Below are 15,049 nucleotides of genomic sequence, written 5' to 3'. Positions count from 1 at the left end.
CCCCGGGGAGGTGGCGGTGGAGAGCGGAATGTTCCACGACCACGGCGTGTTGGAGGCAGCGGACAGACCACCTGAACGGCGGAAGGGACGCGATGAACGCGCCGACGACGTACTTCGAGCACGGGACGGCGGCCGAGCGCTGGGCGCGCGCCCAGCTCTTCTTCGACGCGAAGGAGTACGCGACGGCCGCCCGCATCCTGGAGACGCTGGCGGCCGAGGCCCCCGAGCAACTGGCGCCCCGGCTGCTGCTGGCCCGCGCCTACTACCACTCCGCCCAGCTCTCCCGCGCCGAGCGCGAGCTGCGCGCCATCCTGGAGCGCTGGCCGGTCGAGGACTACGCACAGCTGATGCTCGGTCGCACCCTGGAGCGGCTGGGGCGGGCCGCCGAGGCCCGTCCGTACCTGCGGATGGCGGCCGCCATGGCCGGCGAGTTCCCCGAGTAGCGCGCCGCCCGGCCCCGCTCATGCGGGGTCGGGCCTCCGGCTCGGATAGCCTGGGGCCCATATGAACCGCCTCACCACACCCTTCGGCTCCTACGAGCTCACCCGCTTCCCCGAGGACCCGCGCGACCGGCTCCGTGCCTGGGACGCCGCGGACGAGTACCTGCTGCGCCACCTCGACTCCGGTACCGGTGAGCGGGGACCGGTGGACCTGGCCGCCGCCGCCGGCCGGATCACCGTGCTCGGGGACCGCTGGGGGACGCTGACGACGGCGCTCGCCGCGCACCGCCCGACGCAGATCACCGACTCCGCCCTCACCCGCGCCGCCACCGCCGCGAACCTGGACCGGGCCGGCATCGGAACGGCCAAGTCGACGGTGACCCTGCTCACCACCCAGGACCCGCCGCCCGAGCGGATCGACGTCCTGCTGGTGCGCGTGCCCAAGAGCCTGGCGCTGCTGGAGGACCAGCTGTACCGGCTGGCGCCGCACGTCCACGCGGGCACCGTCGTCGTCGGCACCGGCATGGTCAAGGAGATCCACACCTCCACGCTGCGCCTGTTCGAGAAGATCCTCGGCCCGACGAAGACCTCGCTCGCGGAGAAGAAGGCGCGGCTGATCTTCTGCACGCCGGGCACCCCCGGCGCGACCCGCCCCACCTCCGCCGGACCGTGGCCGCTGACGTACACGGTGGACGAGGACGCCGGATCCGCCTCCGGCCTGTCCGTCGTCAACCACGCCGGGATCTTCTGTGCCGACCGGCTCGACGTCGGCACCCGCTTCTTCCTGCAGAACCTGCCGACCAACACCGACGGTGCCCGCGTCGTGGACCTGGGCTGCGGCAACGGCGTCGTCGGCACGGCCGTCCAGGCCCACGACCTGGATGCGGAGGTCGTGTTCACCGACGAGTCCTACCAGGCGGTCGCCTCGGCGCGGGAGACCTACCGGGCGAACATCCGCGAGGGTCGGCGCACCGCCGAGTTCCACGTCGGCGACGGCGTCGCGATGCTCTCCCCCGGCTCCGTCGATCTGGTGCTGAGCAACCCGCCCTTCCACTCGCACCAGGCCACGACGGACGCGACGGCGCTGCGGATGTTCGCGCAGTCGCGCAAGGTGCTGCGCCCGGGCGGCGAACTGTGGATCGTCGCCAACCGGCACATGGGCTACCACACCCACCTGCGCCGGCTCTTCGGCAACAGTGAAGTCGTCGCGAGCGAGCCGAAGTTCGTGGTCCTGCGCGCGGTCAAGCAGGATCGCCCGCGAGCCATGTGACCTGCCGGTACGTCCTACACTCTGGCGCGTGAGCAGCCAGGTGGAGAACGGGAACGGCGGCGCGAGCGGCGACACGGGCGGCCGCGACACGGGCGGCGGTGGCACGGGCGGCGGTGGCGGGCGCTACCGCCGCGAGGACGTGGCCCGGGCGGCCGGCGTCAAGGTGCGCAACCTGCGCTACTACCAGGAGCGCGGGCTGCTGCCGCCGCCGCGCCGGGAGGGCCGGATCGCCTGGTACTCCGACGATCACCTGACCCGGCTGCGCCTGATCAGCGATCTGCTGGGCCGCGGCTACACGGTCAACGGCATCGCCGAGCTGCTGCAGGCCTGGGAGGAAGGCGGCGGCCTGTCCCAACTGCTCGGCCTGGAACGGGAGATGACCCGCGACTGGGTCCAGGAGGAGCCGGTGACGCTGTCCCGGCGCGAGTTGCGGGAGCTGTTCGGCCCGACCGCGACCGCCGAGGACACCCGGCGGGCGGCCGAGCTCGGCTACGTGACGATCGACGGGGACCTGGTCACCTACCCGAACCGCCGGCTGCTGGAGGCCACGCTGACGCTGGTGCGCCAAGGCGTGCCGCTCGCGGAGATCCTGGATGCCGGGGAGTTCGTACAGGCGCAGGCCGCGGCGGTCGCGGACCGGTTCGTGGGGCTGTTCCGGCGCTATGTCGTCGACGCGGCGGGCCCGGAAGGCTTGGCGGGCCTGGAACGGCTTTCGGCCACGCAACTTCAGCACATCACGGCCGCGGTGGCCGCCCTGCGGCCGGTGGCCGGCGAGGTGGTGACCTCGGAGTTCGCGCGGGCGATGGCCCGGCGGGTGGATGCGGAGGTCGCCGAACTCCTGCGTACGGAGCAGTAGGAGTCGGCTCAAAGGGTGCACTCGCACAACCTTGCCAACCCCCATTGGCACTCTTACATTCAACTCGTCGGTAACAACGGTGCACAGCCGAAATAAGGGACGTTCTCATGACCGGTTCTCCCCATTTATCCGACCCGTCCGACGATGCTTCCGGCCGCGTCCGCTGGCGCCGGTTCGCCGTCCTGACCGTCCCCGCCGTCGCCGTGACCGCCGGCCTCGGCATCGCCCTCGCGCAGGGCGTGCTCGCCGCCTCGTTCGCCGTGTCGGGACAGCAGTTCAAGGTGTCGGCGAGCAGCCTGGAGGGCGAGGGCTTCGCCCAGTACGGCAGCGTGGACGTCAACGCCCGCCAGGAGCTGATCCCGGTGGCCGTCACCGCCATCCGGGAGGCCAAGCTCCACAGCCTCTGCCAGTCCGTGGTCACCTCGCTCCCGATGATCGGGGACATCTCGCTCAACCTCACCGCCGGGAACAAGTCACCGGTCGAGGCGACCAACCTCTTCGTCGACGCCACCCAGCTCTCGGGCGACGCCGTCTTCAGCAACATCGAGATCGGGCGCGACGCGTCCACGCTCGACAAGGGTCCGGCCGAGGCGCAGGGGATGCAGGACCTCTTCGCCCAACAGGCCGACACGGTCAGCATCACCGGCCTCCAGCAGACGGCGTGGGCGACGAACGCCGGCACCTTCAAGCTCTCCGGGCTCAGCATGAACGTCAGCAAGGGCAAGAAGGAATGCTTCTGAACCTACGGCGGCGCTGGCAGCGGTGGCGGCGCAGCAGACCTTTCTGGGGCGGGCTGTTCGCGATCCTGGCCGGGTCATGGATCTGTGTCCTGCCGCTGGCACCGCTGAAGATCATGCTCCAGCAGGGGGTGGCGGGTATCCCGTCCGTCCTGATGGGCATCGTGATGATCGTGCTCGGGCTCACCGCCTGGTTCGCTCCCCCACAGCGTTCCCTCGCGGGTGTCCTCACCACCCTGATCGCCACCGCCGCTCTGGTCCTGTCGAACCTCGGCGGGTTCCTGATCGGCACGCTCCTCGGCATCCTCGGCGGCGGCCTGATGTTCGCCTGGCAGCCGTACGCCCGCGGTGCCGGGAAGGCGGAGTCCGCCGTGGCCGCACCCCCTCCCCCCACCCCGCACCACGATCCCCAAGGAGCACAGCCATGAGCCGTACGCGCACCGCGCTCGCCCTCGGGACGGCCGTCGCCGGAGCCATCACGCTCGCCTCGGTCACCGCCTCCGCCGCCCCCTTACCGCTGGCCGGGTCGACCACCGTCACCCCGGCCGGGCACGCGTTCCAGGCCACCCTCAGTGGGAAGGCCACCTTCAAGGCCGGTTCGGTGACCATCACCTGTACGGCCTCCGTCGCCACCGGCAGCGTGCCGGGAGCCCCCGGCAACAGCAACCCGGCCGGGCCGGTGTCCTCACCGATCTCGGCGCCGACGTACAGCTCGTGCACGTCCAGCATGTGGGGAGTGACGCCCACCGTCACCACCAGCGGTGCCTGGTCGGTGTCGATGCAGAACGGCGCCCCGGTCACCGCCACCATGGGCCTGCCGGTCGGCGGTCTGGTGGTCCAGACGAGCGGGCTCGCCTCCTGTACGGTCACCGCCGCCCCCACCGCTCCGGCGAACGCCGGCGGTACCTGGGCGAACGGGTCTCCGTCGACCCTGACCTTCACGAACGTCTCCGTACCGGTCACGGTCACCGGCGGGTTCGGCTGCCCGACGAGCGCGACCACGTCCATCTTCAACGCGGTCTACAAGGTGACCGACACCACCGACCCGGCGCAGCAGATCACCGTCGGTCCCTGACCCTCCCGATCGACCCGCGGCTCGATCGAGCCCCGGCCTGATCGACCCCCGGCCCGTCCGTTCCCGGAGCGTTCCGGGAACGGACGGGCCCTCGTGCGTCTCGCGCCCCTCGTGCGTTCAGCGGTGCGTGGCGAACTCCGTCACCTGCTGGTAGGTGGGCCGGTTCTGCCAGTTGATCTGCGGGTGGGTGAGCCCGCCGACCGGGCGCTGGACGATCGAGTCGGCGCACCACTGGTTGCCGGCGGCGCAGGTCCCGTCGGCCGGGTACACGGCCGCGGGGGTAGCGGCGGCCGCCTGCTTCAGCGTCGCGGCCACGACCTCCCGGCACGCGGGCAGCGAGCCGCCCCCGCAGTGGACCTGGGACGGCGGATCGACCACCGGCCGTCCCAGCACCATGCGCAGGTCCTCGTCGGCGTAGCTCCACCAGCCGTACTGGAAGGCCGACCCGGCGTGCGAACCGGTGGGCCCGTGCCCGGCGTTGGGCGCCTCGTCGACCGTCAGTGAGGCGCGCAGGGCGTCGTAGAGCGGGGCCCCGAGGCCGGGCCTGAACTCCGCCTCGATCAGCAGCGGCCACCAGGCGTCCATGATCCGGACGGCGTCCGCGTGCGCGTACGTCCGCGACCCCCGGGCGGTCTCCTTGCGCTGGGCACCGCTCGCCTGCCAGGCGGCCAGCTTGTCGATCGCCGCGCTCACCGCCGGATCGGTGACGGGCGCGCTGCGCAGGACGGCGAGCAGCTCGGGCAGCAGGTTCTCGGCGCGCAGGTCGGTGACCGCGGCCTCGGCCATGGCCTGGGTCAGCTTGGCCCGGGTCACCCCGCCCGCCGCCACCAGCGCCTTGACGCGGCGGTCGAGGAGGTCGCCGCGGTGCACGGCGCCCATCCCGAAGCCGGCCGCCCCGTAGTCCTTGGCCTGCTTGTTGTTCCAACTGATGTAGTAGTCCTGCCCGATGGACCGCGGGTGTTCGGCGGGCGGGGTGTAGGCCGCGGTGTTGGCGGCCGGGTCGAAGCCCTGCCACTCGTACTGCTGCCGGGCGTGCACGGGCAGGGCGGCGTCGACTCCGGCTGCCCGGACCGGGTTCGCACCGCTGTTGTAGTACGCCGCTTCGCGCGAGTCGGCGTAGAACCAGTTGAAGGCGTAGCCGATGTGCTCGGCGGCCTGCTGGAAGGTGTGGGCGTCCTTGACGTAGGAGGGGTCGTTCAGCATCTGGAAGCCGATGATCGAGTCGGCCTCGTGGCGGTAGGTGGAGCGCAGCGCCGTGTACGCGACGGGCTTGCCGGCGACGGTGGCCCGGTGGGTGACGATGCCGTAGTGCGTGCGCCACACCTGCATGCGGTAGGAGCCGTCGGGTGTCGGGTCGGCGACGGACTTCTTCCAGGTGTTGGTGCGCTCCAGTTTCTCCATGGGTGTGCAGGTGCCGCGGTAGAGGTAGTGCGTGCCGGCCTGGGTGGGGGGCTGCCCGCCCGGTTCGCACAGCTCCACGGCGAAGGTGTCGGTGATGTCCTGTCCGGCGGAGGTGGCGCTCCACGCGTAGTCCTGGCCGCGGCCGAGCTGGACGTACATGCTGACGCCGGCGAAGGAGGCGCCGCGGGCGCTGATGCCGGGACCCTGGAGCTCCTGGAGCATGAGGAGTTGGGGGGCGAGGTAGCCGGTCTGCGGGCCGAACACGGCCACCGGGTGGCCGCTCGCGGTGTGGGCGCCGGAGACGAGCAGGGCGTTGGACGTGCTCTGTTTGACGGGCCTCGGCGGGTCGGCGGCCTCCGGGGCGGTCGCCGCGCCGCTGCGGTCGTACACGAGCGGCTCGGCGACGACCGATCCGGCGTCCGGGAGGGCTGTGCCCTGCGGGTTCGCGGGCTTCTGGGCGTACGGGAAGCTCGTGCCGTCGTGGACGGTGAGCACGGTCTCGGGGTCGTTGCGCTGTCGGAAGGACTCCCAGACCCGGGTGCCCTCCTCCAGGCCGTACCTCTGTTGGGCGGCCAGCAGGGACAGCGCTGCCTGGACCTCGCCTCCTCCGCCGCCACCGAAGAGGCCGCCGACGACGGAGGCGAGGGCGATCAGGTCGGTGATCTTGAAGGGGTGGATCTCACCGGCGTTGGTGATCGAGTCGATGTGCCCGGTGAGGACGTACTCGCCGGGGAAGTAGCGGCCGTTCTTGGACTGGGTGCGGTAGAGGTTGATGCCGTCCACGTACGCCTGGGCGTCCTCCATGGCGAGGCGCCCGCGCTCGCCATCGGTGGTGCGGATGCGGTCCACCTGGGCTTGGAGGTCGGCCTCGGTGTACGGGGCCTGCGGCCAGAACTGCTGCTCCAGGCCCTGGTTGGCGAGGGCGCCGCCGGCGAAGGGGGTCAGGTCCCCGCGGCCGACGTGTCGGAAGAGGTCCATCTGCCAGAGGCGGTCCTGGGCGGCGGCGTAGCCCGCGCCGAAGGAGGTGCCGTAGCGGGTGGTGCCCTTGATGTGGGGGACGCCGGTCTTCTTGTCACGGGTGATGGTGACGTCGGGGCGCGGGCTGGTGGTCGACTCGACCTGGTCGGCGGGGACCCCGAAGGCCGCGTCGTTGAAGAAGTCGTTGACCTTGGCGTCGGTGAGCCCGGGGTATCCGGCCACGAGGGAGTCGTAGCGGGCCAGTTGGTCGGAGGCGTGGGCGGGCATGGTGCCGAAGGCCTTGTGCAGGAGGATCTGGGCGAGTGTCGCGTTGCCGTTCTGGCCGGGCGGCAGGATGTCGGAGCACCGGCCGCCGCAGTGGTCGGCGATCGGGAGCGGTATCGGGTCGTCGGCGGTGGTGGCCGCGACCGCGGGGGCGAGGGGGGAGATCAGGGCGGCGCCGAGGGCGATCAGCCCGGCGGCGACGGCGGTTCGCAGGCGAGCGGTGGGACGTCGCATACGTGCTCCTCCGTGGGGGCAAGGAACCGGTCACGGGGAGGGTACTGGCGGGACTACCACTCAGTAAGATGAGCGACCGTCACTTTTTGTCGTGGGTGGGACCGTTCGCCCGGGGTGCGGAAAATGCGTTGCCCTCACACGCGCCGGCGGGCGAAGCTCGCCGACATGTCCCACAGCCCCGAACATCGACCGTCATCGTCCACCGCCCCGCGTCCGCCCCGCCGGGACGTCTCCGACCTCTTCTCCGGCGGCCGGCTCACCGTGATCCCCCGCAAGGTCGCCCGGCGCGAGCAGTTGCTCGCCCACCTCACGGATACCCTCTTCGCGGCGGACCGCGAGTACACGGAGCCCGAGGTGAACGACGCCCTGCGCACCGTTCACGAGGACTGCGCGGCGTTGCGCCGGTATCTGATCACCTCGGGCCGGCTCGTGCGGACCCGTGACGGCCGTGCCTATCGGCGGGCGGCGACCACCCTGTAGTGGGTCGTCAGTCGGCCGTCGTCACCGATCACGTGGAAGGCGACGGCCGGCGGCTCGTCGAGGTGCACGTGCTCGTCGGACCCGGTCCGCGGCTCCCACGGCAGCCGGAGCGTGGAGACGACCCCAGGCGCGACCAGCACGGGCCGGCCGGCGAATGTGGTGGCCGCGGCGGTGTGCGCGTGCCCGCACAGGAATGCGGTCAGGTGCGGGTGGCGCTCGGCGAGGGCGGCGAGCCGCTCCTCCCCGAACTGGCGGATCTCGTCCACGTACGGGGTGTGCAGCGGCACCGGCGGGTGATGGAAGGCGACCAGGACCGGGATCGCCTGCGGGGTGTCGGTCAGTACGCCGTCCAACCAGGCCAGGGTGGATTCCTCCAGGAATCCGTGGTCCTCGCCGGGCACGGACGAGTCGCAGACGGCGAGGACGAAGCCCTCGCCGCGCAGCACCTGGTCGACGGGCTCGGTGGAGGGGGACCCCTCCCCCAGCAGGCCGCGGCGGAAGGCGGCCCGCTCGTCGTGGTTGCCGGGGCAGACGACCAGCGGGTGGCGCGAGCGCAGCAGCTTCGCGGCTTCCTCGTACTCGGCGTCCGCCGCGTGGTCGGCTATGTCCCCGCTCACGAGCACGGCGTCCACGTCGTACGGAAGGCCGTCGAGATACTCCATGACGGCGCGGGTGCGCTCGGCCGCGCGCCGGCCGCCGTCGAGATGGACGTCGCTGAGGTGTGCGATCACGATCACGTGCGGGGTCTCCTTCGTCTCCGGTCAAGAGAGGGGGGTGGACACCCCATTCAACAGGTCACGCCCGTGCGTACGCGGTGAAGGCGGGCCCGGAGGACGCGTCAGAACGGCGGGTCTTCGCTGTAGCCCCCGCCCGGCCCGCCGGCGCTCCACGACGCCCGTGCGGCCCTGAGACGTGCGTAGTGCTCGCGGACCGCGATGTCGGACGCGTTCTCCAGGCCGCTGATGTCGTGCCCCCAGGCCCTCAACCCGTCGAAGACGCGGTCCCGGTGGCGCCGTTCGGTGCTGGTGGCCAGCAGGCGCCGGGCGTGATCGGCCAGATCGGCCCGGTGCTCGATGAGGGCGGGGTGCTCGATGAGAGGAATGGCCGCGACCAGCGCCGCGTGGCGTACGTCGGCGCGGTCGTGACCGAGATGGGTACGAACGGCCGAGAAGAGGGCCGGCCGTGCGTCCCGAAACGCACGCATCTCCGGGCATTCGTCGAGGAATTCCTCGACGTGATCGCCTCCGCCCAAGGCGACGCACTCGTCGTCGGCGTCATAGGCGGTGTCACCGAGCCAGTCGAGCAGCCGGACGAGAGTCGGGCCCGTCCGGGGTGTCTCGCCGTCGCGACCGGGACGGTCCGTCGCGACGGCCGGACGGTCGAGGATCGCCGCGACGTAGAGCGCCACCGGAACGGTCGCCTCGTAGATGCTGTTCTGGTGCGTCACCGCCCACAGGGCATCCGGGAGTGCGGACTCCCTGACCGCCGGGTCCGGGTCGGTGAGACGCGTGAGCGCCGCGGGCAGGGCTTCACCCGTCCCGCACGGCGTGGCCAGCGACCCCCAGTCCGTGGTCTCCAGCAAGGCGTCCGCGGAAGGGAGCTCGGCGGGGTGGGGACACTCGGTCCGGCGGCGGCTGTGGCTCACATGCGGAGGCTACGGGGCCGTCGGGCCACCGTCGCGGCCGGGTGTCGTATCCGGCGGACCGCGTAGGCCTGGCGCCGGCTCTCAGCCGGTGCTGCGCGGCCGGGTGCGGCGCAGCAGGACCCAGCCGGCCGCCGTGAGGAGGAAGGCGCTCCCGGCGAGGGTGGCCACCGTGGCTCCGGTGGAGGCGAGCGCGCCGCCGCTGGGCGTGGTGTGGTTGCCGCCGCCGACCGTGGCGCCGGTCGAAGCCCCGCCGACACTGCCGGGGGTACCTGAAGTCCCGCCGGAGCCGGCCTCGGAAACGCCGTCGGAGCCGCCCGTCGTACTCCCGGTGGAACCGGTGGAGCCGCTGGAGCCGGAGCCCGTACCGTCGGTGCTTCCGGTCCCCCCGGTCGTGGAGGGGCCGCCGCCGCTGCCACCCGTGGTCGGGTCCGGGATGGTGACGGTGAGGGTGGCCGCGGCGGTTCGGCCCACACCGGCGTCGTTGCCGAACTCCGCCCGGTAGCGGCGGCCGTTGTCGGAGAGCGCCGCCGTGAAGGTGTAGGTCGGCGAGGTGGCGCCTGCGACGGCCTGCCAGGTCCGGCCCGCGTCCGTACTGACCTGCCAGACGACGGTGGGTCGGGGAACCCCCTCGGCCTCCGCCGTCAGCGAGACCTCGGTCCCGGCCGTGACCGAGCGGTCCGCCGGGCTCCGGGTGACCCGCGGGGAGGTGGCCCGCTCCAGCCGGGTGATCCGGCCGGCCACCGGGTCCGATACGAAGACGCTCGCGCCACCGGGCTCGACGGCGACGGCCGCGCCGCCCAACTGCACGTGGAGGCCCGGGAGTACGACCGGCTTCACGACCTCCTGGAGGTCACGGGTGCGGTGGACGGTGAGCGTTCCGTCGTTGTCGCTGCCCGGCTGCGAGCCGTCCCCCGCGTCCTGCCACACGACGAACGCCTGGTGCGTGGTGGCGTCGAAGACCGCCGCGCGGGGCATGTCGCCGCCCGCGCCCCGGACGGTGCCCAGCCGCTTGCCCGTCGCGTCGTGGACGACGACGGAGGAGTCCAGCCCGACCCACACCGCACCGGTCTCGGGATCCACCTCCGTGAACCCGCCGAACCCCTCCCCGGCCGGGAGTTCCACGCTCGCGGTGATCTGGAAGGAAGCGGCGTCGATCCGGTACATCCGCCGGTGGGCGAGGTCCGTGAACCACACCGTGCCGCGCGCCGCGTCGACCGCGAACCCGTCGCCGCCCTCCAGCGTGACGGTGCGCTTCACGGCCGCCGTGGCGATGTCGACCTCCGACAGCACGGGCCCTTGCGCGACCAGCACCGTCGAGGGGGTGAGCCCGGCGCTGGCGTGGGTGACGGCCGCACCCGGCACCCACGCGCCCGCCGCGGCGGCGTCGCCGTCCTTGGCGGTACCGATGCCGCGCAGCGGATAGAGGAAGACCGCCCCGTCCCCGGGCAGCGGCGCGAGGAGCTGCCGCACCGATCGCCGGCCGAGCGTGCCGGTGGGCCCGGGTGCCTGGCCGACGGTGCTGCGCACCTTGCCGTCCGCGGGGTCCAGGACGTGCAGCCCGCTCTCGTTGACGTCGGCGGTATCGGGCAGGTCGTCCGAACCGACGTACAGCTTCTTCGAGTCCGGGTGCAGCAGCAGGTCACGGGGTTTGCCCGCCGTGGTGAACTGCGCCACCGACCGGTACACGGTGCTCCGCGGTACGTCGGCCCCCTCGCCCCCGGCTGCCGATACGGGACTTCCGGTGGCGGCCGAGGCCAGTACGAGCGCCAGCGCGGCGGACGCGGCGCCGGCGCGACCGGGGGTGAGGGGGTGTCGGGGTGTCATGGCTTCCTCGTCGACGGGGCGGTCGGGGGGCAAGGGCGGCAGGAGACGGCCTAGTTGAAGGTCACCGGGACGTGGACGTCGTACTTGCGGTTCGAGGAGTTGAAGTGGTCCGCGCGCGTGACGATGGCGCATTCGACGGTCTCGCCGCAGATCTGGCCGCCGCCGAGGTCGGCCTTCACGTGGATGGTCACGCTGAAGGTGCCGCCCGTACCGAACTTGGAGGTGTTGGCCAGGGTCCCGCCGAAGGTGTTGTTGACCCAGTGCGAGGCGCCGGTGGTGCCCGACTGGTCCGAACCGCCCAGACACGGGGTGGGCTTGCTCGCGCCGGGTGCGCCGCTGACGGCGCAGAGGCTCACGTAGATGCCCTTGGCGGTGTTGTATCCGCTGCCCGAGACCGTGACGTTCCGACCGGTCGCGGCGGCGGCGGAGGGCGCGGTGAGGCTGAGGTCGAAGGTGGTCGCGCCGTCGGTGACCGTACGCGTCGAGGTGGCGGCCGAGGCGGAGCCGGCCGCGCCGACGGCGAGTGCGACGGCGGCGGAGGCGGCGACGGCCGCGCGGGCGGCGGAACGGGGCAGGGAGGCAGCACGCATCACTGGGACACCTTTCGGGCACGGAAGTCACAACAATTGAGGTAAGGCTAACCTAATTTCGATCAAGGTTGCACGCCTACTTCACGCCATCGTCACGACCCTGACGGCTGCTCAATTCCGTTGCGGGAAAGGCCGATCCGGAGACCGGCACGGCCCAACGGAGGACACAGGGCAACAGAACGGCCCGGCTGCGCCGTGCGGCGCGGCCGGGCCGTGTCCAGGCCCCTCGGGGGCCCGTGCTCACCCCCGGTAGGTCTCCAGCAGCCGCAGCCAGACCTCGCTGATGGTCGGGAACGACGGCACCGCATGCCACAGGCGCTGGATCGGCACCTCGCCCACGACCGCGACGGTGGCCGCGTGGATCAGCTCCGCGGCGCCGGGACCGACGAAGGTCACCCCGAGCAGGACCTCGCGGTCGAGGTCGACGACCATGCGGGCCCGGCCCTTGTAGCCGTCGGCGTACAGACCGGCGCCGGAGACCTTGGACATGTCGTAGTCCACCGCGCGCACCCGATGCCCGGCCCGTTCGGCCTCGGCCAGGGTCAGACCCACGGCGGCGGCCTCGGGATCGGTGAAGACCGCCTGCGGAACGGCGCGGATGTCGGCGGTCGGCGTGTGCGCGCCCCAGGGCGCGGTGTCCAGCGGGGTACCGGCCGCGCGGGCCGCGATCACGGCGCCGGCGATCCGGGCCTGGTACTTGCCCTGGTGGGTCAGGAGCGCGCGGTGATTGACGTCCCCGACGGCGTACAGCCAGTCGTTCCCCGGCACCCGGCAGGTGTCGTCCACGTCGATCCAGCGACCGGCGGGCAGCCCGACGGTGTCCAGCCCGATGTCCTCGGTCCGTGGCGCGCGCCCCGTCGCCATCAGCAACTCGTCGCCCTCCAGCGTCTCGCCGCCTTCAAGGACCACGCTGACGGGACCGGTCGAGCCGTCCCGGACCACCGCCTCCACCGACACCCCGATGCGGACCTCGGCCCCGGCCTCGCGCAGCGCCTCGGCGACCAGTTCTCCCGCGAAGGGCTCCATCCGCGGCAGCAGTCCGGGGCCGCGCGCCAGGACGGTGACCTGCGAGCCGAGGGCCTGCCAGGCGGTGGCCATCTCGACGGCCACCACCGAGCCGCCCACGATCAGCAGCCGGCCGGGGGCCTCCTGCGCGGACGTCGCCTCACGGCTGGTCCAGGGGCGGGCCCCGGCGATCCCGGGGAGGTCCGGGATCACGGCCCGGGTACCGGTCGCGACGACCACCGCGTGTCGGGCCGACAGGATGTGGTGCTCGCCCTCGGGGCTGGTGACGGCGACCTTGCGGACCCCGTAGAGCCGGCCGTGGCCCCGGTACACGTGGGCTCCGGTCGAGTCGATCCAGTCGATCTGCCCCTGGTCCTTCCAGTCACCGGTCCAGTAGTTGCGGTGCGCGAGCACCGCCGCCGTGTCCAGGGGCCCCTGGACGGCGCCGGCCAGACCCGGCACCCGGCGGGCGTCGGCCCGGGCCAGCGCCGGGCGCAGCAGCGCCTTGCTGGGGACGCAGGCCCAGTACGAGCACTCGCCGCCCACCAGTTCGCTCTCGACGAGCGCCGTGCTCAGCCCGGCGGCGCGGGTCCGGTCGACGATGTTCTCACCGGCCGGTCCCCCACCGAGGACCACCACGTCGTACTCCACCGCTTCCGACACAGACACCTTCCAAGGGTTCCAGAGGGTCCACCAGGACCCATGGGAATCCCGGTCAGGGGCTAATGTCCCGTCACTCTACGTGTGGTCCGAGCGACATGCGCGAGATGACGGGCGGCGTCGGCGTGGTGACGTCGGGCGGCGGCCGGGTCAGGCGCCGACCGACCGCCAGATGTGGTCGGGCAGTTCGCGGGCCGCTTCATCGAGGTCGACGTCTCCCACGGTGAGCCAGCGCCGGACGACGGCGACCACCGGGCCCAGGGCGAGGGACTCGATCAAGGGGGCCGAGAGGGGGGCGAGTTCGCCCGATTCCTGGTGCGCGTGGATCCAGTGGGCGATCGGCGTCAGCCGGGCCTCCTGGGAATCGCGGATCTGGCGTGCGTTCGCCATGCCCTGACGGTCCGAGGTGACGGAGTGGATGAGGCGGGCCGCGTCGGGGCGGTCCCGTACGAAGTCCAGGTAGGCGAGCACGACGGCCCGGATGCCGGAGCGGGCGTCGGCCGCCTGCATCAGCGCCGGTGCGAGTTCTCTCAGGAGCTGGTCCAGGGAGCGCAGCGCGAGTGCGGCGACCACGCCGTCGAGGCTGCCGAAGTGGTGGTAGATGCTGCCGGAACTGACTCCGCTGGCGCCGGTGATGGTGCCGAGGGTGAGTCCGGCCTCCCCGGACGAGGCGTAGAGGCGGAGCGCCGCGTCCAGGACCTGTTCGACAGTGGCTTCGCCGCGTTGTTGCTTCGGCATCGGGCAGGCGTCCTCGGTCTCCTCGCGGCGGCGGATCTCCTCGATCCTCGTCGGGTTCAGCCTAAAGCACCATCATTACTGGATTTTTTTCTAGAAAGACTTCGGCGAGGACGGCCTGGTACGGGTGGCTCGGCCGGGGCAGGTGATGGCGCGCGCCTCACGTTCGCCGGCGGCCGAGGACGCCTCGACGGTGATCTACGCCGACCCCTCCGGCCCCGGCGGTGTCCTGTCGCTCGACCCCGGGGCGTGGCAGCGCGACCTGTGCGGGACCATCGGCAACCGCACGTTCACCGCCGAGGAGCGCCGGAGCCTCCCGGTCCGTGTCCCGGCTCAGCCGGTGTGCCCGGCGGGCTGATGCGCCCGATCCGCCGGGCCCGCGGGCCCGGCGGATCTCAGGTCTCGCACCGCGGGCCTCAGGCCTGCGCGGTACCGGGGTCCGCGCTGCCCGAGCCCTGGGAGCCCTGCTGCTCCGCGGCGATCTTCGCGCGGACCTCGTCCATGTCGAGGGCCCGGGCCTGCCCGATGAGGTCCGTCAAAGCAGCTTCCGGCAGCGCGCCGGGCTGCGCGAAGATGGCCACCTGGTCCCGGACGATCATCAGCGTCGGGATCGAGGTGATCTGGAAGGCCCCGGCCAGCTCCTGCTGCGCCTCGGTGTCCACCTTGGCGAACACGAGGTCGGGATGGGCCTCGGAGGCACGCTCGTAGACCGGGGCGAACTGCAGGCACGGCCGGCACCAGCCCGCCCAGAAGTCGATCAGCACGAACGGGTTCTCGCTGACCGTCTGGTCGAAGTTTTCCTTGGTGAGCTCGACTGTAGCCACGGTGTCCAGACCTCCTGATTGAGCCGTCTGC

General features: G+C 72.3%; 16 protein-coding genes. 8 read left to right on the top strand and 8 right to left on the bottom strand.

Features of this window, described 5'->3' with window-relative positions; all coding sequences use genetic code 11:
- The first annotated feature begins 92 nt into the window (after nt 1-92).
- The 6 genes from OG624_RS34345 (at nt 93) to OG624_RS34320 (ending at nt 4,378) form a co-directional block, all read left to right on the top strand.
- A complete protein-coding gene (locus OG624_RS34345; protein ID WP_326749606.1) occupies nt 93-443 on the top strand; it encodes a tetratricopeptide repeat protein in 351 nt (116 codons plus the stop codon).
- Nucleotides 444-504: 61 nt separating this feature from the next.
- Entirely contained in the window at nt 505-1,710 is a 1,206-nt protein-coding gene (locus tag OG624_RS34340; protein WP_033226470.1) for a methyltransferase, read from the top strand.
- A 28-nt stretch (nt 1,711-1,738) separates the two neighbouring features.
- Nucleotides 1,739-2,566, top strand: coding sequence for a MerR family transcriptional regulator (locus tag OG624_RS34335; RefSeq protein WP_244291029.1), 828 nt, complete (start codon nt 1,739-1,741; stop codon nt 2,564-2,566).
- A 107-nt stretch (nt 2,567-2,673) separates the two neighbouring features.
- The gene (locus tag OG624_RS34330; RefSeq protein ID WP_051763979.1) at nt 2,674-3,306 is read left to right on the top strand and encodes a DUF6230 family protein; all 633 of its coding nucleotides are present in this window, start codon (nt 2,674-2,676) and stop codon (nt 3,304-3,306) included.
- A complete protein-coding gene (locus OG624_RS34325; RefSeq protein ID WP_202505308.1) occupies nt 3,297-3,731 on the top strand; it encodes a DUF6114 domain-containing protein in 435 nt (144 codons plus the stop codon). The genes OG624_RS34330 and OG624_RS34325 overlap by 10 nt, the downstream gene beginning before the upstream one ends.
- Nucleotides 3,728-4,378 (top strand): hypothetical protein, encoded by a 651-nt coding sequence (locus OG624_RS34320; protein WP_033226467.1) that lies wholly within the window; start codon nt 3,728-3,730, stop codon nt 4,376-4,378. Before OG624_RS34325 ends, OG624_RS34320 begins: the two co-directional genes overlap by 4 nt.
- 117 nt (nt 4,379-4,495) lie before the next feature.
- Here the strand turns inward: OG624_RS34320 and OG624_RS34315 are convergent, their stop codons facing one another.
- Entirely contained in the window at nt 4,496-7,255 is a 2,760-nt protein-coding gene (locus OG624_RS34315) for a penicillin acylase family protein (RefSeq protein ID WP_371640239.1), read from the bottom strand.
- Between the two features lie 165 nt (nt 7,256-7,420).
- On the opposite strand from OG624_RS34315, the gene OG624_RS34310 reads away from it, so the two are divergent.
- Entirely contained in the window at nt 7,421-7,735 is a 315-nt protein-coding gene (locus tag OG624_RS34310; RefSeq protein ID WP_371640238.1) for a DUF2087 domain-containing protein, read from the top strand.
- Here OG624_RS34310 and OG624_RS34305 read toward each other — a convergent pair.
- The 6 genes from OG624_RS34305 to OG624_RS34280 form a co-directional block, all read right to left on the bottom strand.
- A complete protein-coding gene (locus tag OG624_RS34305) occupies nt 7,708-8,472 on the bottom strand; it encodes a metallophosphoesterase (protein ID WP_161288684.1) in 765 nt (254 codons plus the stop codon). The two genes, OG624_RS34310 and OG624_RS34305, sit on opposite strands and share 28 nt — an antisense overlap.
- 101 nt (nt 8,473-8,573) lie before the next feature.
- The gene (locus tag OG624_RS34300) at nt 8,574-9,380 is read right to left on the bottom strand and encodes a hypothetical protein (RefSeq protein WP_371640237.1); all 807 of its coding nucleotides are present in this window, start codon (nt 9,378-9,380) and stop codon (nt 8,574-8,576) included.
- A gap of 81 nt (nt 9,381-9,461) precedes the next feature.
- On the bottom strand, nt 9,462-11,237 hold the full coding sequence (locus OG624_RS34295; protein WP_371640236.1) for a hypothetical protein: 1,776 nt from the start codon (nt 11,235-11,237) through the stop codon (nt 9,462-9,464).
- Between the two features lie 17 nt (nt 11,238-11,254).
- Nucleotides 11,255-11,794 (bottom strand): hypothetical protein, encoded by a 540-nt coding sequence (locus OG624_RS34290; protein ID WP_266445086.1) that lies wholly within the window; start codon nt 11,792-11,794, stop codon nt 11,255-11,257.
- 240 nt (nt 11,795-12,034) lie between these two features.
- The gene (locus OG624_RS34285) at nt 12,035-13,462 is read right to left on the bottom strand and encodes a dihydrolipoyl dehydrogenase family protein (protein WP_266355093.1); all 1,428 of its coding nucleotides are present in this window, start codon (nt 13,460-13,462) and stop codon (nt 12,035-12,037) included.
- Between the two features lie 147 nt (nt 13,463-13,609).
- Nucleotides 13,610-14,197, bottom strand: coding sequence for a TetR/AcrR family transcriptional regulator (locus OG624_RS34280; protein WP_033226462.1), 588 nt, complete (start codon nt 14,195-14,197; stop codon nt 13,610-13,612).
- A 145-nt stretch (nt 14,198-14,342) separates the two neighbouring features.
- On the opposite strand from OG624_RS34280, the gene OG624_RS34275 reads away from it, so the two are divergent.
- Complete coding sequence (locus tag OG624_RS34275) at nt 14,343-14,552, top strand: hypothetical protein (protein WP_161288676.1); 210 nt, start codon at nt 14,343-14,345, stop codon at nt 14,550-14,552.
- Nucleotides 14,553-14,610: 58 nt separating this feature from the next.
- On the opposite strand, the gene OG624_RS34270 is transcribed toward OG624_RS34275, so the two are convergent.
- Entirely contained in the window at nt 14,611-15,018 is a 408-nt protein-coding gene (locus OG624_RS34270) for a thioredoxin domain-containing protein (RefSeq protein ID WP_161288674.1), read from the bottom strand.
- Between the last annotated feature and the right edge of the window lie 31 nt (nt 15,019-15,049).

The organism is Streptomyces virginiae (assembly GCF_041432505.1).
In the GTDB taxonomy this organism is placed as follows: Bacteria; Actinomycetota; Actinomycetes; order Streptomycetales; family Streptomycetaceae; genus Streptomyces; species Streptomyces virginiae_A.
The sequence above is the reverse complement of the archived record's forward strand: the minus strand, read 5'-3'. Positions and strand labels throughout refer to the sequence as shown.